Raw genomic sequence first — 21,759 nt, forward strand, 5'->3', positions numbered from 1 at the left:
AAAAGCCTCCCCCTCACCCCAACCCTCTCCCCCAAGGGGGCGAGGGGGAAAGGGAGCAGATCGGGGGCTTTTCAAAACTTGGGTTCGGCTCGATATCTTGGGGGAGGGAGCCGATCTTCATGCTTTTCAAAGCTTGAGTTCGACTCAAGACGTTCAGGTCGGCGTACCTCCAACATCCACCTCGGTCAGTCCCCTCTCCCTTTGGGAGAGGGTTAGGGTGAGGGGCTCTTGAGCTTTTAGCCTTCGACAGCTGGAATATGCCCAAACATCTCCTGGGTAAACGCCACCCGCTCTTCAACCGACTCCGTCACGCCCCGCGCCTTCAGCTCTTCCAGCCGCGCTTCAACCGCGTGGGTACGCAAGGTCAGGCCGCAATCGTTGGCGATCTGAATGTTCAGCCCCGGCCGCGCATTCAGCTCGAGGATCAGCGGGCCTTTTTCCTGATCAAGCACCATGTCCACGCCGATATAACCCAGCCCGCACAGCTCATAGCAGCCGGCGGCGAGTTTCATGAAACCGTCCCAGTAGGGCAGTTGCACGCCATCCACCGCATTGGTGGTGTCGGGGTGTTTGGTGATGATGTTGTTCAGCCATGTGCCGCGCAGCGTAAGGCCGGTGGCCAGATCGACGCCGACGCCAATGGCGCCCTGGTGCAGGTTGGCCTTGCCGCCGGACTGGCGGGTCGGCAGACGCAACATCGCCATCACCGGGTAACCCATCAGCACGATGATGCGGATGTCCGGCACGCCTTCGTAGCTGATGCTTTTGAAGATCTGGTCCGGGGTCACACGGTATTCGATCAGCGCGCGGTCGCGGTGGCCGCCCAGCGAGTACAGGCCGGTGAGGATGCTGGAGATGTGATGTTCCAGCTCCTCGTGGGCGAGGATCTTGCCCGACACCGTGCGATAACGGCCTTCGAAGCGGTCGGCGATGACGATGATGCCGTCGCCACCCGCGCCCTGCGCCGGTTTGATCACGAAGTCGCTGCGCCCGCCGATGATCTCGTCGAGCTTGTCGATTTCCTTCTCGGTGGAGATCACCCCGTACAGCTCCGGCACATGAATGCCGGCGGCGATGGCGCGTTCCTTGGTCAGGATCTTGTCATCGACGATCGGGTACAGGCTGCGCTTGTTGTACTTGAGCACGTAGTCCGCGTTTCGGCGGTTGATGCCCATGATGCCGCGCGCCTCGAGGGCCTTCCAGGTCTTCCAAAAACCGAACATCAGGCGTCAGCCTTCTTCAGGAAGGCCTTGAAACGTACCAGTTCGGTCAGGCGGTAGCCGCGATAGCGACCCATCGCCAGCATGAAACCGACCAGAATCAGCAGGATCGCCGGGAAGGTAAACACGAAGTACACCAGCTCCGGCACGGTCATGATCAGGTGTGCGAGAGAGGCGGCGAACAGCGTGCCGATGGCGACTTTCAGCGCATGGTTGGCGCCGCGTTCTTCCCAGGTGATCGACAGACGTTCGATGGTCATGGTCAGAATCACCATCGGGAACAGCGCCACCGACAAGCCACGCTCAAGCCCCAGCTTGTGGCTGAACAGACTGATCGCCGCAATCAACACCACCACGAACGTCAGCACCACCGACAGGCGCGGCAGCATTTGCAGCTTCAGATGTTCGAGATACGAGCGCAATGACAGGCCCAGCGCCGTGATCACTGTGAACAGCAGGATGCCGAAGCCCAGCTGCGTTTCGCGGAAGGCGAGGGCGATCAGCACCGGGGTGAATGTGCCGAGGGTCTGCAGGCCGACCAGGTTGCGCAGGATCAGGATCACCAGCACACCGATCGGGATCATCACCATGATCATGAAGGTCTGCTGGGTCTGCAGCGGCAAGCCGTACAGCGAGTAATCGAGGAAGTTGGCGTCAGTGTTTTCGTCGGTCAGCTTGGCCAGACGAATCGCGTTCATCTCGCTGTTGTTCAGGCTGAAGGTCACGTTGGCTTTCTTGCCGCCGTCGACGGTGATCAGGTTTTCGTCGCCGGTCCACCACAGCAGGCGATCGGTCGGCAGGCCTTGCTCACCGGTTTCCGGGTTGAAGTACAGCCAGTCGTTGCCGTTGAAGCTGCGCAGCCACAGTTCGGGAGTCTGAGGCTGATCGGCGACGAGGCGGATGGTGTGGACTTTTTCTACCGGAACGTGGGCAATCGACAGCAGCAGTTCGACGATCTTGGCTTTGTGCGAAGTCGACGGATCGCCGGCCAGCAGCAATTTGACGTTGTCGTCGTTGACATTGTTGACGCGCTTGATCGCCTCGCCAATAAAGGTTTCGACGTCGGCCGAATGTTGGCGGATCGGCGCGAGCAGAGCTTCGGCGGCGATTTTTTCCGGGCCTTCGATGACCATGCTGTCACGGAAGGTCGGGCCTTTGACCTTGGATTTTTCCGCGGTGTAGCGCTTGGTCAGCACCAGACGGTAATACAGCGTCTGGTTGCCCTTGGCGCGACGGGCCGACCAGGTCACCTTGCGGTTGCCGTCGATGCGGTTGACCGCGACGCCGTAGTTATTGGAGATGAAGCTTTCGTTGAGGCTCACGTAATCGCGGCTCAACGGCGGCACGAACATCTGGATCTTCACCGGATCTTTGGTGCTGGCGACGAACTCGACCTTGGCGTCGATGTTCCACAGGTCGTCGGTGGCGTCTTCGGTCACCGGGATGCCGAGCACGAAAATCTGATAGGCCGTAACCGAAACGCCCAGCAGCACCAGCACGGCGATCAGGATTTTCAGGTGGAAGGTTAGAGAACGCATGGAAATTACTCGGCGGTGTGAGCGGCGATGGTGCAGGCAGGTTTGCCGGCAGCGTATTTAAGACTGGGGTCGACCAGCGCGTCGAAGCGTTTCAGCGCCTCGGAGCCGATCAAAAGCGGGTATTGGAACGCACTTCGGTCGGTGAGGTTCACTTCGATGCTGCGCATTGCCGAACCCATGCAGATATCCAGCTCGATCACCGGACGGGCGGTGTACTGCTTGCCTTCTTCCGGATCGTAGTCGCCGGCGCGGCGCTTGATCTTGCTGACCCGCGCCAGCGGCCGTTCGATGGGGTGCGAATGCGCGGTGTCGATCGCCAGGTAGAAACGTACCCAGGATTCACCGTTGCGTTTGAAGCGTTTGATGTCGCGGGCACTCAGCGAGGCGGTTTTCGCCCCGGTGTCGAGTTTGGCCGCAACTTCGAGATTGATGCCGTCAAGCGAAGCGTATTCGTTGAGGCCGTACACGGTTTTTTCCCCCGCGGCGGCGAGGCCGGGCAGGCAAAACAGAGCAAAAAAGGTGGGGAAAGGCTTGAGTCTCATAAATCCTGGTGCGCAGCGTTCCGTTATCGGTTCAGGTGCCCGCACAACCGTGCGCAAGCCCCCGCGTGTGCCTGGCAGCTTTTTATGGCAAGCCGTACAAAAGACCCGCAAATGCGGGCGGCATTCTAGCACGGTGGTTTTATGGCGCCAGCGCTTGCGCCGACCCATGAGCTGCAAGGGATGCCACTCTTGTGGGAGCGAGCCTGCTCGCGAAAGCGCTGTGTCATTCGATGCAGAAGCCGGCTGATGTGCCGCCTTCGCGAGCAGGCACGCTCCCACAGTAATAGATGATCGATTGGCTGCGGTTATTAGACGATTGTCGACAATACCTATTTATCCTTTGACTGATGCGGTCTTATTGGCTAGTTTTTGCCGCATTGGATTTGAAGGTGTCGACAATCATGCTGGATCAACTCGATCCCCCGGTCATCAGTGGTGACGACTCCGAGACGCTGTCGGAAAACGTCTTCCGGCGCATCCAGGCCGCAATCGTCAAAGGCGAAATCGCCCCGGGCAGCAAGATTTCCGAGCCGGAACTGGCGCGCACCTATGGCATCAGCCGAGGCCCGCTGCGTGAGGCGATCCATCGTCTGGAAGGCCAGCGCTTGCTGGTGCGCGTGCCGCACGTCGGTGCGCGGGTGGTCTCGCTCAGTCATGCCGAATTGATCGAGCTCTACGAAATCCGTGAATCTCTTGAAGGCATGGCCTGCCGCCTCGCCGCCGAGCGCATGAGCGTCGAGGAAATCGACGAACTGCGCCGGGTCCTGGAAACCCACGAGCGCGATGCGGCGTTTCAGGCCGGCGTCGGTTACTACCAGCAGGAAGGCGACTTCGACTTTCATTACCGGATCATCCAGGGCAGCGGCAATCGCACGCTGACGCAGATGCTCTGCGGCGAGCTGTATCAACTGGTGCGCATGTACCGCATCCAGTTTTCCACCACGCCGAATCGCCCGCATCAGGCCTTCGCCGAACACCACCGCATTCTCGATGCCATCGCCGACCGTGACGGCGAGCTCGCGGAATTGTTGATGCGCCGCCACATCGGCGCCTCGAAACGCAACATCGCCCGTCACTACGAGGACGGCGCCCACAACAAGACAGCCACTGAACGAGGTGATGCATGACTTCCAACCTGAACACGCCGGGCCAGCGCTTCCGCGATGCGGTCGCCAGCGAGCATCCTTTGCAAGTGGTCGGCGCGATCAACGCCAACCACGCGCTGCTGGCCAAACGCGCCGGTTTCAAGGCGATCTACCTGTCCGGCGGCGGCGTGGCCGCAGGTTCTCTGGGCGTGCCGGACCTGGGCATCACCGGGCTGGACGACGTGCTCACCGACGTGCGCCGCATCACCGATGTCTGCGACCTGCCGCTGCTGGTGGATGTCGACACCGGTTTCGGCTCGTCGGCGTTCAACGTCGCGCGTACGGTCAAGTCGATGATCAAGTTCGGCGCGGCGGCGATTCACATCGAGGACCAGGTTGGCGCCAAGCGCTGCGGCCATCGCCCGAATAAAGAAATTGTCAGCCAGCAGGAAATGGTCGATCGCATCAAAGCCGCCGTCGATGCGCGCACCGACGACAGCTTCGTGATCATGGCGCGCACCGATGCGTTGGCGGTGGAAGGTCTGGAATCGGCACTCGATCGTGCGGCGGCGTGCATCGAGGCCGGCGCTGACATGATTTTCCCTGAGGCGATTACCGAGCTGGACATGTACAAGCTGTTCGCCAATCGCGTGAAAGCGCCGATCCTGGCCAATATCACCGAGTTCGGCGCAACGCCGCTGTACACCACCGAACAACTGGCCGGCGCCGACGTTTCTCTGGTGCTGTATCCGCTGTCGGCATTCCGCGCGATGAACAAGGCGGCGGAAAATGTCTACACGGCGATCCGCCGCGATGGCACGCAACAGAATGTCATCGACACCATGCAGACTCGCATGGAGCTCTACGATCGTATCGATTACCACACGTTCGAGCAGAAGCTCGATGCGTTGTTTGCACAGAAGAAAGGCTGAACAAAACCCTGTGGGAGCGAGCCTGCTCGCGAAGACGGACTGACATCCAACATTGATGTCGACTGATCCAGCGCTTTCGCGAGCAGGCTCGCTCCCACAAGTTTCCCCATACAAATTCAAGAAGATTGGAGAACACAATGGCCGAAGCAAAAGTACTCAGTGGCGCCGGGCTCCGTGGCCAGGTTGCCGGGCAAACCGCACTGTCCACCGTGGGCCAGGCCGGAGCCGGGCTGACCTATCGCGGCTACGACGTGCGTGAACTGGCCGCCGACGCGCAATTTGAAGAAGTCGCGTATCTGCTGCTGTACGGCGAACTGCCGACCAAAGCGCAACTGGCCGACTATCAAAGCAAACTGAGCAAGCTGCGCGACCTGCCGCAAGCGCTCAAGGAAGTGCTTGAGCGCATCCCGGCTGACGCGCATCCGATGGACGTCATGCGTACCGGTTGCTCATTCCTCGGCAACATCGAACCGGAGAAGGACTTCGCCGAACAGCGCGACAAGACCGACCGCCTGCTCGCCGCTTTCCCGGCGATCATGTGCTACTGGTATCGCTTCAGCCACGACGGCAAGCGCATCGACTGCGTCAGCGACGAGCCGACCATTGGCGGCCACTTCCTGCATTTGCTGCACGGCAAGAAACCGAGCGAACTGCACGTCAAAGTCATGAACGTGTCGCTGATCCTCTACGCCGAGCACGAATTCAATGCCTCGACCTTCACCGCACGGGTTTGCGCCTCGACCCTTTCCGATCTGTATTCCTGCGTAACAGCGGCAATCGGTTCGCTGCGCGGTCCATTGCACGGCGGCGCCAACGAAGCGGCGATGGAAATGATCGAGCGCTTCTCGTCGCCGGAAGAGGCGATCAAAGGCACCCTCGGCATGCTCGAGCGCAAGGACAAAATCATGGGCTTCGGCCACGCGATCTATAAGGACAGCGACCCGCGCAACGAGGTGATCAAGGGCTGGGCGAAAAAACTCGCGGACGAGGTCGGCGACAAGGTGCTGTTCCCGGTTTCCGAGGCCATCGACAAGACCATGTGGGAGCAGAAGAAACTGTTCCCGAATGCCGACTTCTATCACGCCTCGGCTTACCACTTCATGGGCATCCCGACCAAGCTGTTCACGCCGATCTTCGTCTGCTCGCGCCTGACCGGCTGGGCCGCGCACGTGTTCGAACAACGCGCCAACAACCGCATCATCCGCCCAAGCGCCGAGTACACCGGCGTCGAACAGCGCAAGTTCGTGCCAATCGAACGTCGCTGAAATGGTGGGCTGACCCGGAACCAGAGAACACCGCTAGACCCTGTGGGAGCGAGCCTGCTCGCGAAGACGGACTGACATTCAACATTGATGTCGACTGATATACCGCTTTCGCGAGCAGGCTCGCTCCCACAGTGGACGGTGTGTAACTCAGGTTTCTGGCCCACCCTTTGAAACCACCGTGACCCGAGTCCTGACCCGATGAACACAGAATTCCGCAAGAACCTGCCCGGCACGCCGCTGGATTACTTCGACACCCGCGCGGCGGTCGAGGCGATTGCGCCTGGCAGCTACGACACCCTGCCGTACACCTCCCGCGTGCTGGCGGAAAACCTCGTGCGTCGCTGCGACCCGGCCACGCTTACCGATTCGCTCAAGCAACTGATCGAACGCAAGCGCGATCTCGATTTCCCGTGGTTCCCGGCGCGGGTGGTCTGCCATGACATCCTCGGCCAGACCGCGCTGGTCGACCTCGCCGGTCTGCGTGACGCCATCGCTTTGCAGGGTGGTGACCCGGCGCAGGTCAACCCGGTGGTGCCGACGCAACTGATCGTCGACCACTCGCTGGCCGTCGAGGCGGGCGGTTTCGATGCCCAGGCCTTCGAGAAGAACCGCGCCATCGAAGATCGCCGCAACGAAGACCGTTTCCACTTCATCAACTGGACCAAAAAGGCCTTCAAGAACGTCGATGTGATCCCGCCGGGCAACGGCATCATGCACCAGATCAACCTGGAGAAAATGTCCCCGGTGATTCAGGTGCGCGAAGGCGTGGCGTTCCCCGACACTTGCGTCGGCACCGACAGCCACACGCCGCACGTCGATGCGCTGGGTGTGATTGCCATCGGCGTCGGCGGCCTCGAAGCCGAGAGCGTGATGCTCGGTCGCGCGTCGTGGATGCGTCTGCCGGAAAGCGTTGGCGTCGAACTGACCGGCAAGTTGCAACCGGGCATCACCGCCACCGACATGGTCCTGGCTTTGACCGAATACCTGCGCAAACAGAAAGTCGTCGGCGCATGGCTGGAATTCTTCGGTGAAGGCGCGGCAGCGCTGACCCTCGGCGACCGCGCGACCATTTCCAACATGGCCCCGGAATACGGCGCCACGGCAGCGATGTTCTACATCGATCAGCAGACCATCGATTACCTGAAGCTGACCGGTCGTGAAGACCAGCAAGTGCAACTGGTCGAGCAATACGCCAAGTTGACCGGCCTGTGGGCTGACAGCCTGAAAGGCGCGCAATACGAGCGCGGCCTGACTTTTGATCTGTCCTCGGTGGTGCGCAACATGGCCGGCCCGAGCAACCCGCACGCCCGCGTCGCGGTGTCCGATCTGGCGGCCAAAGGCATCTCCGGCCAGTGGGATGACGTGCCGGGGCAAATGCCCGACGGCGCGGTGATCATCGCCGCCATCACCAGCTGCACCAACACCAGCAACCCACGCAACGTCATTGCCGCTGGCCTGTTGGCGCGCAATGCCAACAAGCTCGGCCTGACCCGCAAGCCATGGGTCAAATCCTCGCTGGCGCCCGGTTCGAAAACCGTAGCGCTGTACCTCGATGAAGCGGGGCTGACCACTGAGCTGGAACAGCTCGGTTTCGGCGTTGTGGCATTTGCCTGCACCACGTGTAATGGCATGTCCGGCGCCCTCGATCCGCTGATCCAGCAAGAGATCATCGACCGCGATCTGTACGCGACCGCGGTGCTTTCCGGCAACCGCAACTTCGACGGCCGCATTCACCCGTACGCCAAACAGGCATTCCTTGCTTCGCCGCCGCTGGTGGTTGCCTACGCGATCGCCGGGACCATCCGTTTCGACATCGAAAAGGATGTGCTGGGCGTGGTCGATGGTCGGGAAATCCGCCTGAAAGACATCTGGCCGAGCGATGAAGAAATCGATGCGGTGGTGAAGTCGTCGGTCAAGCCTGAGCAGTTCCGTCAGGTCTACATTCCGATGTTCGCCGTGCATGAAGACACCGGGCCGAAAGTCGCGCCGTTGTACGACTGGCGCGAGATGAGCACCTACATCCGCCGTCCGCCGTACTGGGAAGGCGCGCTGGCCGGCGCTCGTCCGCTGAAGGGCATGCGCCCATTGGCGGTGCTGCCGGACAACATCACCACTGATCACCTGTCGCCATCGAACGCGATCATGCTCGACAGCGCCGCCGGCGAATACCTGGCAAAAATGGGCCTGCCGGAAGAGGACTTCAACTCCTACGCCACCCACCGTGGCGACCACCTGACCGCCCAGCGCGCGACATTCGCCAACCCGAAGCTGTTCAACGAAATGGTCGTGGAAAACGGCAAGGTCAAGCAGGGTTCGCTGGCGCGTGTCGAGCCGGAAGGCCAGGTCATGCGCATGTGGGAAGCCATCGAAACCTACATGCAGCGCAAGCAGCCGCTGATCATCATCGCTGGCGCTGACTACGGTCAGGGTTCGTCCCGCGACTGGGCGGCGAAAGGCGTGCGCCTGGCCGGTGTCGAGGCGATTGCCGCTGAAGGTTTCGAGCGCATTCACCGCACCAACCTGGTGGGCATGGGCGTGTTGCCGCTGGAATTCAAACCTGGCACCAACCGCCATACCCTGGCCATCGACGGCAGCGAAACCTACGACGTGATCGGCGAACGCAAACCCCGCGCGGATCTGACGCTGGTGATTCATCGCAAGAATGGCGAGCGCGTCGAAGTGCCGGTGACCTGCCGTCTCGATACCGCTGAAGAAGTGTCGATCTACGAGGCCGGCGGCGTGTTGCAGCGCTTCGCGCAGGACTTCCTCGAAGGCTCGGCGGTCGCCGTTTAAATCAACTTGTGGGCATGGGATTTTCAAGTCCCATGCCTTCGGTAAGGAGCACCATGGCTCACGCACCACAAATAAAAATCCCTGCGACTTACATGCGCGGCGGCACCAGCAAAGGCGTGTTCTTCAGCCTCAAGGATCTGCCCGAAGCAGCGCAGGTTCCAGGCCCGGCGCGCGACGCTTTGTTGCTGCGAGTGATCGGCAGCCCCGATCCCTACGACAAGCAAATCGACGGCATGGGCGGGGCGACGTCGAGCACTAGCAAAACCGTGATCCTGTCGAAAAGCACCCGCGCCGATCACGACGTCGATTACCTGTTCGGCCAAGTGTCGATCGACAAGCCGTTCGTCGACTGGAGCGGCAACTGCGGCAACCTCTCGGCTGCGGTCGGTTCGTTCGCCATCAGCAACGGTCTGGTCGACGTCAGCCGCATTCCGCACAACGGCGTGGCGGTGGTGCGCGTGTGGCAGGCCAACATCGGCAAGACCATCATTGCCCACGTCCCGATCACCAACGGCGAAGTGCAGGAAACCGGTGATTTCGAACTCGACGGCGTGACCTTTCCGGCGGCCGAAGTGCAGGTTGAATTCATGGATCCGGCGGCGGAAGAAGAGGGCGGCGGTGGCTCGATGTTCCCCACCGGCAATCTGGTCGATGAGCTTGAGGTCCCGGGTGTCGGCACGTTCAAGGCGACCATGATCAACGCCGGGATCCCGACGATATTCGTCAACGCCGAAGACATTGGCTACACCGGCACCGAACTCCAGGGCGCGATCAACGGCGATCCAAAAGCGCTGCTGATGTTCGAGACGATTCGTGCTTACGGTGCGTTGCGCATGGGCCTGATCGCCAATCTGGAAGAAGCCGCCAAGCGGCAGCACACGCCGAAAGTCGCATTCGTCGCCAAGCCTGCGGATTACGTGGCGTCGAGTGGTAAAGCGATTGCCGCTGGTGATGTGGACCTGCTGGTGCGCGCGTTGTCGATGGGCAAACTGCACCACGCGATGATGGGCACGGCAGCGGTGGCGATCGGCACGGCGGCGGCGATTTCCGGCACGTTGGTGAATCTTGCTGCCGGCGGCGTCGAGCGCAATGCCGTGCGCTTTGGACATCCGTCCGGGACGTTGCGCGTGGGCGCCGAGGCGACGCTGGAGAATGGCGAATGGGTGGTGAAGAAAGCCATCATGAGTCGCAGTGCGCGGGTGCTCATGGAAGGCTATGTCCGCGTGCCCGGCGATTGCTTTTAAGCAACAGCAATATCCTTGTGGGAGCGAGCCTGCTCGCGAAAGCGATGCATCAGACATGCAAATGTTGACTGACGCTCAGCCTTCGCGAGCAGGCTCGCTCCCACAGTGGATTGCATTTCAATCATAAGAAATCGTTAGCCCTGAACCGAGGTCCCATCAACGAACCACTTCACGAGTGAATCGAACATGAGCGCCAACGTCGACCTGAACAACCGTCCCGATTACGACGCAGTCCTGCAGGACATCGCCGACTACGTCCTCACCTTCAAGCCCGAATCCGCCGAGGCGCTGAACACCGCGCGCAACTGCCTGATCGACACGCTGGGCTGCGGTCTGCTGGCCCTGCGTTTCCCTGAATGCACGAAACACCTCGGCCCGATCGTCGAGGGCACGGTGGTGCCGTTCGGCGCACGAGTGCCGGGCACCAGTTATCGCCTCGATCCGGTCAAGGCCGCGTGGGACATCGGCTGTATCGTCCGTTGGCTCGATTACAACGACACCTGGCTTGCCGCCGAATGGGGGCATCCATCGGACAACCTCGGTGCCATCCTCGCCGTAGCCGATCACCTGTCGCAGAAACGCGTCGCCCACGGTGAGGCGCCGCTGACGGTTCGTGATGTGCTGGAAGCGATGATCATGGCCCACGAGATTCAAGGCGTGATCGCTCTGGAAAACTCCTTCAACCGGGTTGGACTCGACCACGTCATTCTGGTGAAAGTCGCCTCGACCGCCGTCAGCGCCAGACTGATGGGTGCCAATCGCGAGCAGATGCTGTCGGCGCTGTCCCATGCCTTCGCCGACGGTCAGGCGCTGCGCACCTATCGTCACGCGCCGAACGCCGGCTCGCGCAAATCCTGGGCGGCGGGGGATGCGGCGAGTCGCGGCGTGCGTCTGGCCGACATCGCCATGCGCGGTGAGATGGGCATTCCCGGCGTTTTGAGCGCGAAGCAGTGGGGCTTCTATGATGTTTCGTTCAGCCACACCAACAACGATCTGGCGCTGAAACCCGCGGACAAACGCGCTTTCAGCTTTTCCCGGCCGTTCGGCAGTTACGTGATGGAAAACGTGCTGTTCAAGATCAGTTTTCCCGCCGAATTCCATGCGCAGACGGCGTGCGAGGCGGCGGTGACCCTGCATCCGCAGGTGCGCAATCGCCTGCATGAGATCGACCGCATCGTCATCACCACCCATGAATCGGCGATCCGCATCATTTCCAAGGTCGGCCCGCTGGCCAATGCCGCCGATCGCGACCACTGCCTGCAATACATGACCGCCGTGCCGTTGGCATTCGGCAATCTGGTGGCGGAGCACTACGAAGACGACTTCCACAAGGCGCATCCGATCATCGATGTGCTGCGCGAAAAAATGGTCATCGTCGAAGAACCACGTTACAGCCGCGAATACCTCGAAGCCGACAAGCGCTCGATTGCCAATGCCGTGCAGGTGTTTTTCAAGGATGGCAGCAGCACCGATAACGTGCTGGTGGAGTACCCGATCGGCCATCGCCGCCGCCGCTCCGAAGGTATTCCGTTGCTGGAGGACAAGTTCAAGGCCAATCTGGCCACGCGTTTCGCCGGCCAGCGTTGCGCGGAGATTTTTGCGCTGTGCAAGGATCAGGCGCGGCTTGAAGCCACTCCGGTCAATCGATTCATCGATCTGTTTGTGCTCTGACAGACCGCGTTATCGTTCTTCGCGGGCTTGCCCGCGATAGCGTCAGATCAGGCACCGCAAACCTACTTGAACCGCCGCTCAACGCCTTTTTCCACCAGAATCTTCGCCGAAATCTCCTCGACGGAAAAATGCGTGGAATTGATGTGCGGAATGTTCTCGCGGCGGAACAGGTTTTCCACTTCGCGCACTTCGAATTCGCACTGGGCGTAGCTCGAATAACGGCTGTTGGGCTTGCGCTCGTTGCGAATCGCAGTCAGGCGGTCCGGGTCGATGGTCAGGCCGAACAGCTTGTGCTGATGGGCGCGCAGGGCCGTCGGCAGGGTCAGGCGCTCCATGTCGTCTTCGGTCAGCGGATAGTTGGCCGCGCGGATGCCGAACTGCATGGCCATGTACAGACACGTCGGCGTTTTGCCGCATCGCGACACGCCCACTAGTATCAGATCGGCTTTGTCGTAATAGTGGGTGCGCGCGCCGTCATCGTTGTCGAGGGCGAAGTTCACCGCCTCGATGCGCTCCATGTAATTGGAGTTGTGCCCGATGGAATGGGACTTGCCGACGGTGTAGGAAGAGTGCTCGGTAAGCTCCTGTTCGAGCGGCGCGAGGAAGGTCGAGAAAATGTCGATCATGAAACCATTGGACGTTGCGAGAATCTCACGGATGTCCTGATTGACGATGGTGTCGAAGATGATCGGCCGAAAGCCGTCGATTTCAGCGGCTTTGTTGATTTGTTGTACCATGGCCCGCGCTTTTTCCACGCTGTCGATGTAGGGCCGCGTGAATTTGCTGAAGGTAATGTTTTCGAACTGCGCCAGCAGGCTTTGACCCAGGGTTTCGGCGGTAATGCCGGTGCCATCGGAGATGAAGAAAGCAGATCGTTTCATTTGCACCTTGGGCCTTAAGCTAGTAACGAATCTTGGATATGATAGGCGCGATTTGCCGGCCGCCATTGGCCCGCATTCTCACTTATTTTCCAGGTCCAGGCCATACAACCGGCCAAGGCTCCCCCGGGCCGCCGGTTTCTGAGCTTTTCCAACACAGTTAGTGGAGAGATCACCTTGGTAGAGTACGTAGTTTCCCTCGATAAGCTCGGCAAACACGATGTTGAGCATGTGGGGGGCAAGAACGCATCCCTGGGCGAGATGATCAGTAACCTGGCAGGCGCCGGTGTTTCGGTCCCCGGCGGCTTCGCCACGACGGCTCAGGCCTATCGTGACTTCCTCGAACTGAGCGGCCTGAACGAGCAGATCCACAAGGCCCTCGACGCGCTCGACGTCGACGACGTCAATGCCCTGGCCAAGACCGGCGCGCAGATCCGCCAATGGATCATGGACGCCGAATTCCCCGAAAAACTGAATGCCGAGATCCGCACCGCGTTCGCCGCGCTGTCGGCGGGCAACCCTGACGTAGCCGTGGCCGTGCGTTCTTCTGCTACCGCCGAAGACCTGCCGGACGCCTCGTTCGCCGGTCAGCAGGAAACCTTCCTGAACATCCGTGGCGTGGAAAACGTAATCCGCGCCGCCAAAGAGGTGTTCGCTTCGCTGTTCAACGACCGTGCGATTTCCTACCGCGTGCACCAGGGCTTCGACCACAAACTGGTCGCCCTGTCGGCTGGCGTGCAGCGCATGGTGCGTTCGGAAACCGGCACCGCCGGCGTGATGTTCACCCTCGATACCGAATCCGGTTTCCGTGACGTGGTGTTCATCACCGGCGCTTACGGCCTGGGTGAAACCGTCGTACAAGGCGCGGTCAACCCGGATGAGTTCTACGTACACAAAGGCACGCTGGAGGCCGGTCGTCCGGCGATCCTGCGTCGCAATCTGGGCAGCAAAGCCATCAAGATGATCTACGGCGACGAGGCCAAGGCCGGTCGTTCGGTCAAGACTGTCGATGTCGACAAGGCCGAGCGCGCGCGTTTCTGCCTGACCGACGCCGAAGTCAGCGAGCTGGCCAAGCAGGCGATGATCATCGAGAAGCACTACGGCTGCCCGATGGACATCGAGTGGGCCAAGGACGGTGACGACGGCAAGCTGTACATCGTCCAGGCGCGTCCGGAAACCGTGAAAAGCCGCACCCAGGCCAACGTCATGGAACGTTACCTGCTGAAAGAAACCGGCACCGTGCTGGTGGAAGGCCGGGCGATCGGCCAGCGCATCGGCGCCGGCAAAGTACGGATCATCAAAGACGTCTCGGAAATGGACAAGGTCCAGCCGGGCGACGTGCTGGTTTCCGACATGACCGACCCGGACTGGGAACCAGTGATGAAGCGCGCCAGCGCCATCGTCACCAACCGTGGCGGGCGTACCTGCCACGCGGCGATCATCGCCCGTGAGCTGGGCATTCCGGCGGTGGTCGGTTGCGGTAACGCCACCCAGTTGCTGAAGGATGGCCAGGGCGTGACCGTATCCTGCGCCGAAGGCGACACCGGCTACATTTTCGAAGGCGAACTGGGCTTCGACATCAAGAAGAACTCCGTCGATGCCATGCCGGAGCTGCCGTTCAAGATCATGATGAACGTCGGCAATCCGGATCGCGCCTTCGACTTCGCCCAATTGCCGAACGCCGGCGTTGGTCTGGCGCGTCTGGAATTCATTATCAACCGCATGATCGGCGTGCACCCGAAAGCGCTGTTGAACTACGACGGCCTGCCGCAGGAAATCAAGGACAGCGTCGACAAGCGTATTGCCGGTTACAGCGACCCTGTCGACTTCTACGTCGACAAACTGGTGGAAGGCATCAGCACCCTGGCTGCAGCGTTCACGCCGAAAAAAGTCATCGTGCGTCTGTCGGACTTCAAGTCCAACGAATACGCCAACCTGATCGGCGGCAAGCTCTACGAGCCGGAAGAAGAAAACCCGATGCTGGGTTTCCGTGGTGCTTCGCGTTACATCAGCGAATCGTTCCGCGACTGCTTCGAGCTCGAATGCCGCGCGCTGAAACGCGTGCGCAACGAGATGGGCCTGACCAACGTGGAAATCATGGTGCCTTTCGTCCGTACGCTCGGTGAAGCCAGCCAGGTGGTCGATCTGCTCGCCGAGAACGGCTTGAAGCGCGGCGAGAACGGTCTGCGCGTGATCATGATGTGCGAACTGCCATCGAACGCGATTCTGGCCGAGGAATTCCTCGAATTCTTCGACGGTTTCTCGATCGGCTCCAACGACCTGACCCAACTGACTTTGGGTCTGGACCGTGACTCCGGGATCATCGCGCACCTGTTCGACGAGCGGAATCCAGCGGTGAAGAAGCTGTTGGCCAACGCCATTCAGGCGTGCAACAAGGCCGGCAAGTACATCGGCATCTGCGGTCAGGGTCCTTCGGACCACCCGGATCTGGCCAAGTGGCTGATGGAACAGGGCATCGAGAGCGTGTCGCTGAACCCGGACACCGTGCTGGAAACCTGGTTCTTCCTCGCCGAAGGTCAGGCGCAGGCTTGATCAACATGTGAACGGGCCGCGCCCCCTGTAGGAGCGAGCCTGCTCGCGAAGACGGAGCAACATTCACCATGGATGTTGATTGATACACCGCTTTCGCGAGCAGGCCCGCTCCCACATGGGCCGGGCCTTGAGATTGAAGTAGGGCGGGCTCCATCGGATGCCGCCCTTTTTTGTGCAAGAGCATTATGCAAAGCAGCAGCAACCTGTTTCCTGTCGCGCTGATCAGCGCCGAGCGGCGCGGCGATCTGAGCGAAGACGTCTATCGATTGAAACCCGGCAACAGCCCGGACTGGTCCGTGGAGATCGCCGTCACCCGTTTGGGCATGGCCGATGACACGGCGCCACGCGGCGTGCCGGTGATTCTGTTGCACGGCAGCTTTTCCAATCGGCGCTTCTGGTTTTCCCCCAAAGGCCTCGGGCTCGGCGCGTATCTGACGCGGCTGGGTTTCGACGTGTGGATCCCGGAAATGCGCGGTCACGGCCTGTCTCAGCGCAACGAAGACTATCGGCGAAATCGTGTGGCCGACTACGCCCGCTACGATCTGCCGGCGATTGCCGCGTTCGTGCGTGAGCAGAGCGGACAGATCCCGCACTGGATCGGCCATTCGCTGGGCGGCATCACCCTGGCGGCGGCGCTCGGTGGCGAATATCTCGGCGAACCGGCCGTGGCCTCGGCGGCGTTTTTCGGCACGCAGGTCAGCCGCACCTACTGGCCGTTGAAAATCCCACCGGTGGAGTGGGGCGGGCGCTTTATTCTCAAGCGTTTCGCGCAGTTGTCCGGCTCACGCCTCAAACGCGGCCCGGAAGACGAACCGATCGGCCTGGCCATCGAAAGCATGCGCTGGTACGGCTTGTTCGGTCGCTTCGGCGACAAGGAAAAGGACTGGTGGGCCGGACTTGCCGAGGTTCAGGTACCGGTGCTGGCGGTGACGGCAGCGGGCGATCATCAGGATCCGGCGTGGGCCTGCCGCAAGCTGTTCGAGCAGATCGGCTCAGAGTGCAAGCAGTTCATCAACCTGGGCCGCGAGCAGGGCTTCTCGGATAATTTCGGCCATGTCGAAATGCTGGTGAGCAAAGCAGCGCAGGCTGAAGTGTGGCCGCTGGTGGCGCGCTGGTTGAAGGATCAGCAGACACCGTTGCTTGCGCAGCCAGCGAATCTGGCCGCCGCAGTGTGAGGGGCGTTCCGTTCAGCCTGGCTTGCGGCTAAGATATGACGCGTTGTGCGGTTCTGGTCATATTTCGTGACTGTTTAGCTATTACGTTTCAGGGTTTGTTCAGGTTGCGTCAGCGACCATGGCATGGACTAAGGTAAACAGCGACCGCCGGAACTCGTCTTATCAGAATGCGGCATCCTTGATCGTCTTCCTTGTTACAGGAGTTTTTCGATGGAACATTACCTTACGCCTGATCTGTGCGACGCCTACCCGGAGCTGGTGCAGGTGCTGGAACCGATGTTCAGCAATTTCGGCGGCCGGGATTCCTTCGGCGGCGAAATCGTGACCATCAAATGCTTCGAAGACAATTCGCTGGTCAAGGAGCAAGCCGAACTCAACGGCAAAGGCAAAGTGCTGGTGGTTGATGGCGGCGGTTCGCTGCGCCGCGCCCTGCTGGGCGACATGATCGCCGCCAAGGCCGCGCAGAACGGTTGGGAAGGGTTGGTGATCTACGGTTGCATCCGTGACGTCGACGTCATCGCCCAGACCGATCTCGGCGTGCAGGCGCTGGCCAGTCACCCGATGAAAACCGACAAGCGCGGCATCGGCGACCTCAACGTTCCGGTGACTTTCGCCGGCGTGACGTTCCACCCAGGTCAATACATTTATGCGGACAACAACGGCGTGATCGTTTCGCCGACTCCGCTGAAAATGCCTGAATAAGGTTTTCGACAAGGGATGCGGATGTTCGAGGAAGAAAACGCGCAATGGGGGCTGGTACATGCCCTGGTACTGGACGGCAAGGGCGGTGCGCGTTCGATAGCCCGGACTGAGCTCGACGATTTGCAGCTGCAGGCCCATGAAAGCCTGTGGCTGCACTGGGATCGCAGCCATCCGCAGACCCAAACCTGGCTGCGCAAATCCAGCGGGCTCAACGAATTCACCTGCGATCTGCTGCTGGAAGAGAACACCCGCCCGCGTCTGTTGCCATTGCCCGACTCCGAGCTGCTGCTGTTTCTGCGCGGGGTCAATCTCAACCCGGGCGCCGAGCCGGAAGACATGGTCTCGGTGCGGATTTTTGCCTCCGCTCAGCGCGTGATTTCCCTGCGCTTGCGTCCGTTGCGCGCTACAGATGAGTTGCTGGCGCTGCTGGGGGAGGGCAAAGGTCCGAAAACGTCTTCTGAATTGATGCTGTATCTGGCGCAGTTCCTCACCAATAAAGTGCAGGATCTGGTCACGTGCCTGTCGGAAGTGGTCGATGAAGAGGAAGAAAAACTCGACGCCGACGAACGGTATACGCCCGAGCACGGGGCCATTTTGCACATCCGCCGCAGAGCGGCCGGGCTGAAGCGTTTTCTCGCGCCACAGCGGGATATTTTTGGACAGCTGACCCGGATAAAATTGCCGTGGTTCGTCGAAGACGACGCCGACTACTGGAACGAATTGAACAACAGCCTGACCCGTTATCTGGAAGAGCTCGAATTGACTCGAGAGCGTGTGGGGCTTGTGCTGGAGGCCGAAGATCGGCGTTTGAGCGTGCACATGAATCGCACCATGTACCGCTTCGGCATCATTACCTGCATCTTTTTGCCGATGAGTTTCATCACCGGTCTGCTCGGGATAAATGTCGGCGGTATTCCGTTTGCCGAAAGCCCGTATGGTTTCCTGATTGCCTGCCTGACGGTACTCGCCCTGGCGTTCGGTCAGTGGTGGTTGTTCCGTCGATTGCGCTGGGTGTGAACATGGCGCATGTGACCCGAGTAAAACTGCCCGCGTCTTTCACAGACATCACGAGAGGTGCGTATGCACGATCCGTTTGAACAGTCTTTGCGCGACATGCTCAACGCTTCGCCGTCCAGCCGCGACGACGATGCGTGCCTGGGCCGCGTACTCAAAACCGCCAACCGCCAGGTCGGCGCCGGTGATCTGTTCAGCTTGCTGGGCCGCTGGCTGCCCGCGCTGATGATCGCCCTGAACAATGGCTCGGCACATGTCTTGCCGGTTTCCCGTCTTCGTAAAACCACTGCTCGCACTGCTGATAAGGCTGATTGAATATGGAACTTGATCTCTGGACTCAGAGCCTCGTCACTGCAATGACTGCGTTGTGGACCAAAGTCGCTAATTTCATTCCGAACCTGTTCGGCGCACTGGTTGTGCTGCTGTTGGGTTTCGTCGTGGCCAAGCTGCTCGACACCTTACTCTCCAAGTTGCTCGCAAAACTGGGCCTTGATCGCCTGATGGGCGGTACCGGGCTGACCAAGCTGATGTCGCGCGCCGGGCTGCAAGTGCCGATCTCGACGCTGATCGGTAAAATCGTCTACTGGTTCGTTCTGCTGATTTTTCTGGTTTCCGCAGCAGAATCCCTTGGCCTTGAGCGAGTTTCAGCTACGCTGGACATGCTGGCGTTGTATCTGCCGAAAGTATTCGGCGCCGCGCTGGTGTTGCTGGTCGGTGTCCTGCTGGCGCAACTGGCTAACGGGCTGGTGCGCGGCGCAGCAGAAGGCGTAGGCCTGGACTACGCTTCCGGGTTGGGACGGATCGCGCAGGGGCTGGTGATCATCATCAGCATCTCGGTGGCGATCAGCCAGCTCGAGGTCAAGACCGACCTGCTGAACCATGTAATTGTCATCGTTTTGATTACCGTTGGTCTGGCAGTTGCGCTGGCCATGGGTTTGGGAAGCCGGGAAATCGCCGGTCAGATTCTTGCGGGAATCTATGTGCGTGAGCTGTACGAGGTTGGGCAACAAGTGCGTGTTGGCGAGGTCGAAGGCCAGATCGAAGAGATCGGCACGGTTAAAACCACATTGCTGACCGATGAGGGTGAGCTAGTCTCTCTCTCCAATCGGATCCTGCTGGAACAGCATGTGAGTAGCCGCTAAACCGGCAAACCCTGCTAATGTATGCCGCCGCAAAATGCCAGCCGAGGCTGGTTGTGGCGGACATTGACCTGACTGTCGGCACGACTTGTTTTGAATAAAGCCCAACCGCTATCCACGCGCTACGACCCCCGCGAGCTCTCTGATGAGGAGTTGGTCGCGCGCTCGCATACCGAGCTGTTTCACGTAACGCGCGCCTACGAAGAGTTGATGCGGCGTTACCAGCGAACATTATTTAACGTCTGCGCGAGATATCTTGGGAACGATCGCGACGCAGACGATGTCTGTCAGGAAGTGATGCTGAAGGTGCTGTACGGCCTGAAGAACTTCGAGGGGAAATCGAAGTTCAAAACCTGGCTTTACAGCATCACTTACAACGAATGCATCACGCAGTATCGGAAGGAACGGCGTAAGCGTCGCTTGATGGACGCTCTCAGTCTGGACCCTCTTGAAGAAGCGTCTGAAGAAAAGGCGCCGAAGCCGGAGGAGAAGGGTGGGCTTGATCGCTGGCTGGTGTATGTGAATCCGATTGACCGCGAAATTCTGGTGCTACGATTTGTCGCAGAGCTGGAATTTCAGGAGATCGCAGACATCATGCACATGGGTTTGAGTGCGACAAAAATGCGTTACAAACGCGCTCTAGATAAATTGCGTGAGAAATTTGCAGGCATTGCTGAAACTTAGTTCAGCGCAAATATCTCTTACGTGTAGGCAAGTTCTGATAGACTTGCCGCCGAGTTGTCCCCCGGTTTGCGGGACTGCTTCACAATCACCAGATGGGGATTTAACGGATGAAACTGAAAAACACCTTGGGCTTGGCCATTGGTTCTCTGATTGCCGCCACTTCGTTCGGCGCTCTGGCACAAGGCCAAGGCGCAGTTGAAATCGAAGGCTTCGCTAAGAAAGAACAATTCGACAGCGCTCGTAACTTCAAGAACAACGGCAACCTGTTCGGCGGTTCGATCGGTTACTTCCTGACCGACGACGTTGAACTGCGTCTGGGCTACGACGAAGTGCACAACGTACGTGCCGACGATGGCAAGAACGTCAAAGGCGCTAACACCGCTCTGGACGCTCTGTACCACTTCAACAACCCAGGCGACATGATTCGTCCATACGTTTCGGCCGGTTTCTCTGACCAGAGCATCGACCAGAACGGTTCGAACGGTCGTAACCGTTCCACCTTCGCCAACGTTGGCGGCGGTGCCAAGCTGTACTTCACCGAGAACTTCTACGCCCGTGCCGGCGTTGAAGCTCAGTACAACATCGACCAGGGCGACACCGAGTGGGCTCCTAGCGTCGGTATCGGTGTGAACTTCGGTGGCGGCTCCAAGCCAGCTGCTGCTCCAGTTCCAGCACCTGCTGAAGTCTGCTCCGACAGCGACAACGATGGCGTTTGCGACAACGTTGACAAGTGCCCGGACACCCCAGCCAACGTAACCGTTGACGCTGATGGCTGCCCAGCAGTTGCTGAAGTTGTTCGTGTTGAGCTGGACGTGAAATTCGACTTCGACAAGTCGGTAGTCAAGCCTAACAGCTACGGCGACATCAAAAACCTGGCTGACTTCATGAAGCAGTACCCATCCACCACCACTACTGTTGAAGGTCACACTGACTCCGTCGGTCCTGACGCTTACAACCAGAAACTGTCCGAGCGTCGTGCAAACGCCGTTAAGCAAGTTCTGACCAACCAGTACGGTGTTGAATCGTCCCGCGTTCAGTCTGTTGGCTACGGCGAATCCCGCCCAGTTGCTGACAACAAAACTGAAGCTGGCCGCGCTGTAAACCGTCGCGTAGAAGCGCAGGTTGAAGCTCAAGCTAAGTAATTAGCTGCCGCTGATGGAAAAGCCCGGCTCAGGCCGGGCTTTTCTTTGTCTGCGATTTGGCTTTGAGTCTTGAAAGATCGCAGCCTGCGGCAGCTCCTTGTATGTTCCCCACACACCAGCATGAATGAGATCTAAGCTCGCTGGTGCGACATACGAAGATGTGTTTCTGGGGGAGACCGATC

The 21,759-nt window shown here is 59.9% G+C and carries 19 protein-coding genes; 14 read left to right on the forward strand and 5 right to left on the reverse strand.

Annotated features, from left to right (window positions below):
* Window positions 1–236: 236 nt before the first annotated feature.
* The 3 genes from AC0Z5Z_RS26150 to rloA are packed head-to-tail and all read right to left on the reverse strand — an operon-like array spanning window position 237 to window position 3,300.
* Window positions 237–1,223 (reverse strand): alpha-L-glutamate ligase-like protein, encoded by a 987-nt coding sequence (locus AC0Z5Z_RS26150; protein ID WP_056784132.1) that lies wholly within the window; start codon window positions 1,221–1,223, stop codon window positions 237–239.
* A complete protein-coding gene (rloB, locus tag AC0Z5Z_RS26155) occupies window positions 1,223–2,758 on the reverse strand; it encodes an osmotic stress tolerance membrane protein RloB (RefSeq protein WP_024012295.1) in 1,536 nt (511 codons plus the stop codon). Before rloB ends, AC0Z5Z_RS26150 begins: the two co-directional genes overlap by 1 nt.
* 5 nt (window positions 2,759–2,763) lie before the next feature.
* Window positions 2,764–3,300: a retropepsin-like aspartic peptidase RloA gene (rloA, locus tag AC0Z5Z_RS26160; protein ID WP_016773819.1), complete on the reverse strand. Its 537-nt coding sequence runs from the start codon at window positions 3,298–3,300 to the stop codon at window positions 2,764–2,766.
* Window positions 3,301–3,704: 404 nt separating this feature from the next.
* On the opposite strand from rloA, the gene AC0Z5Z_RS26165 reads away from it, so the two are divergent.
* From AC0Z5Z_RS26165 to prpD, 6 genes are all read left to right on the forward strand, one after another.
* Window positions 3,705–4,427 carry a GntR family transcriptional regulator gene (locus AC0Z5Z_RS26165; RefSeq protein ID WP_177180867.1) on the forward strand — a complete coding sequence of 241 codons (723 nt, stop codon included), beginning with the start codon at window positions 3,705–3,707 and terminating at the stop codon, window positions 4,425–4,427.
* Window positions 4,424–5,317, forward strand: coding sequence for a methylisocitrate lyase (prpB, locus tag AC0Z5Z_RS26170; protein ID WP_024012298.1), 894 nt, complete (start codon window positions 4,424–4,426; stop codon window positions 5,315–5,317). Before AC0Z5Z_RS26165 ends, prpB begins: the two co-directional genes overlap by 4 nt.
* 137 nt (window positions 5,318–5,454) lie before the next feature.
* Window positions 5,455–6,582 (forward strand): bifunctional 2-methylcitrate synthase/citrate synthase, encoded by a 1,128-nt coding sequence (gene prpC, locus AC0Z5Z_RS26175; protein WP_252869074.1) that lies wholly within the window; start codon window positions 5,455–5,457, stop codon window positions 6,580–6,582.
* Between the two features lie 198 nt (window positions 6,583–6,780).
* Window positions 6,781–9,375, forward strand: a complete 2,595-nt coding sequence (gene acnD / locus AC0Z5Z_RS26180; RefSeq protein ID WP_110646903.1) for a Fe/S-dependent 2-methylisocitrate dehydratase AcnD — start codon at window positions 6,781–6,783, stop codon at window positions 9,373–9,375.
* Between the two features lie 53 nt (window positions 9,376–9,428).
* Complete coding sequence (gene prpF / locus AC0Z5Z_RS26185; protein ID WP_323621452.1) at window positions 9,429–10,619, forward strand: 2-methylaconitate cis-trans isomerase PrpF; 1,191 nt, start codon at window positions 9,429–9,431, stop codon at window positions 10,617–10,619.
* A 186-nt stretch (window positions 10,620–10,805) separates the two neighbouring features.
* On the forward strand, window positions 10,806–12,290 hold the full coding sequence (prpD, locus tag AC0Z5Z_RS26190) for a 2-methylcitrate dehydratase (RefSeq protein WP_476249076.1): 1,485 nt from the start codon (window positions 10,806–10,808) through the stop codon (window positions 12,288–12,290).
* Window positions 12,291–12,352: 62 nt separating this feature from the next.
* Here the strand turns inward: prpD and ppsR are convergent, their stop codons facing one another.
* Entirely contained in the window at window positions 12,353–13,171 is an 819-nt protein-coding gene (gene ppsR, locus AC0Z5Z_RS26195) for a posphoenolpyruvate synthetase regulatory kinase/phosphorylase PpsR (protein ID WP_476249077.1), read from the reverse strand.
* Window positions 13,172–13,345: 174 nt separating this feature from the next.
* On the opposite strand from ppsR, the gene ppsA reads away from it, so the two are divergent.
* From ppsA to AC0Z5Z_RS26235, 8 genes are all read left to right on the forward strand, one after another.
* The gene (gene ppsA / locus AC0Z5Z_RS26200; protein WP_041479139.1) at window positions 13,346–15,721 is read left to right on the forward strand and encodes a phosphoenolpyruvate synthase; all 2,376 of its coding nucleotides are present in this window, start codon (window positions 13,346–13,348) and stop codon (window positions 15,719–15,721) included.
* Window positions 15,722–15,906: 185 nt separating this feature from the next.
* A complete protein-coding gene (locus tag AC0Z5Z_RS26205; protein WP_485611839.1) occupies window positions 15,907–16,896 on the forward strand; it encodes an alpha/beta fold hydrolase in 990 nt (329 codons plus the stop codon).
* A 210-nt stretch (window positions 16,897–17,106) separates the two neighbouring features.
* The gene (gene rraA / locus AC0Z5Z_RS26210; RefSeq protein WP_039762996.1) at window positions 17,107–17,598 is read left to right on the forward strand and encodes a ribonuclease E activity regulator RraA; all 492 of its coding nucleotides are present in this window, start codon (window positions 17,107–17,109) and stop codon (window positions 17,596–17,598) included.
* Between the two features lie 21 nt (window positions 17,599–17,619).
* Complete coding sequence (locus tag AC0Z5Z_RS26215) at window positions 17,620–18,615, forward strand: zinc transporter ZntB (RefSeq protein WP_016773830.1); 996 nt, start codon at window positions 17,620–17,622, stop codon at window positions 18,613–18,615.
* Window positions 18,616–18,678: 63 nt separating this feature from the next.
* Window positions 18,679–18,927: a CrfX protein gene (locus tag AC0Z5Z_RS26220; protein WP_485611840.1), complete on the forward strand. Its 249-nt coding sequence runs from the start codon at window positions 18,679–18,681 to the stop codon at window positions 18,925–18,927.
* Window positions 18,928–18,929: 2 nt separating this feature from the next.
* Complete coding sequence (locus AC0Z5Z_RS26225; RefSeq protein WP_016773831.1) at window positions 18,930–19,754, forward strand: mechanosensitive ion channel family protein; 825 nt, start codon at window positions 18,930–18,932, stop codon at window positions 19,752–19,754.
* Window positions 19,755–19,844: 90 nt separating this feature from the next.
* Window positions 19,845–20,435 (forward strand): RNA polymerase sigma factor SigX, encoded by a 591-nt coding sequence (gene sigX / locus AC0Z5Z_RS26230; protein ID WP_016773832.1) that lies wholly within the window; start codon window positions 19,845–19,847, stop codon window positions 20,433–20,435.
* A 107-nt stretch (window positions 20,436–20,542) separates the two neighbouring features.
* On the forward strand, window positions 20,543–21,577 hold the full coding sequence (locus AC0Z5Z_RS26235) for an OmpA family protein (protein ID WP_039762998.1): 1,035 nt from the start codon (window positions 20,543–20,545) through the stop codon (window positions 21,575–21,577).
* Here the strand turns inward: AC0Z5Z_RS26235 and AC0Z5Z_RS26240 are convergent.
* The coding region (locus tag AC0Z5Z_RS26240) for a hypothetical protein (protein ID WP_485611841.1) at window positions 21,578–21,759 on the reverse strand (182 nt) is incomplete at its 5' end. It abuts the gene before it with no gap.

The sequence above is a fragment of the Pseudomonas sp. 1L-E-NC-VB-C3 genome, from assembly GCF_057291535.1.

Bases quoted from the DNA above. Each gene is read 5' to 3' on its own strand.
- AC0Z5Z_RS26150 (WP_056784132.1), bottom strand. From the start codon at position 1,223: ATGTTCGGTTTTTGGAAGACCTGGAAGGCCCTCGAGGCGCGCGGCATC.
- rloB (WP_024012295.1), bottom strand. From the start codon at position 2,758: ATGCGTTCTCTAACCTTCCACCTGAAAATCCTGATCGCCGTGCTGGTG.
- rloA (WP_016773819.1), bottom strand. From the start codon at position 3,300: ATGAGACTCAAGCCTTTCCCCACCTTTTTTGCTCTGTTTTGCCTGCCC.
- prpB (WP_024012298.1), top strand. From the start codon at position 4,424: ATGACTTCCAACCTGAACACGCCGGGCCAGCGCTTCCGCGATGCGGTC.
- prpC (WP_252869074.1), top strand. From the start codon at position 5,455: ATGGCCGAAGCAAAAGTACTCAGTGGCGCCGGGCTCCGTGGCCAGGTT.
- acnD (WP_110646903.1), top strand. From the start codon at position 6,781: ATGAACACAGAATTCCGCAAGAACCTGCCCGGCACGCCGCTGGATTAC.
- prpF (WP_323621452.1), top strand. From the start codon at position 9,429: ATGGCTCACGCACCACAAATAAAAATCCCTGCGACTTACATGCGCGGC.
- prpD (WP_476249076.1), top strand. From the start codon at position 10,806: ATGAGCGCCAACGTCGACCTGAACAACCGTCCCGATTACGACGCAGTC.
- ppsR (WP_476249077.1), bottom strand. From the start codon at position 13,171: ATGAAACGATCTGCTTTCTTCATCTCCGATGGCACCGGCATTACCGCC.
- AC0Z5Z_RS26205 (WP_485611839.1), top strand. From the start codon at position 15,907: ATGCAAAGCAGCAGCAACCTGTTTCCTGTCGCGCTGATCAGCGCCGAG.
- rraA (WP_039762996.1), top strand. From the start codon at position 17,107: ATGGAACATTACCTTACGCCTGATCTGTGCGACGCCTACCCGGAGCTG.
- AC0Z5Z_RS26215 (WP_016773830.1), top strand. From the start codon at position 17,620: ATGTTCGAGGAAGAAAACGCGCAATGGGGGCTGGTACATGCCCTGGTA.
- AC0Z5Z_RS26220 (WP_485611840.1), top strand. From the start codon at position 18,679: ATGCACGATCCGTTTGAACAGTCTTTGCGCGACATGCTCAACGCTTCG.
- AC0Z5Z_RS26225 (WP_016773831.1), top strand. From the start codon at position 18,930: ATGGAACTTGATCTCTGGACTCAGAGCCTCGTCACTGCAATGACTGCG.
- AC0Z5Z_RS26235 (WP_039762998.1), top strand. From the start codon at position 20,543: ATGAAACTGAAAAACACCTTGGGCTTGGCCATTGGTTCTCTGATTGCC.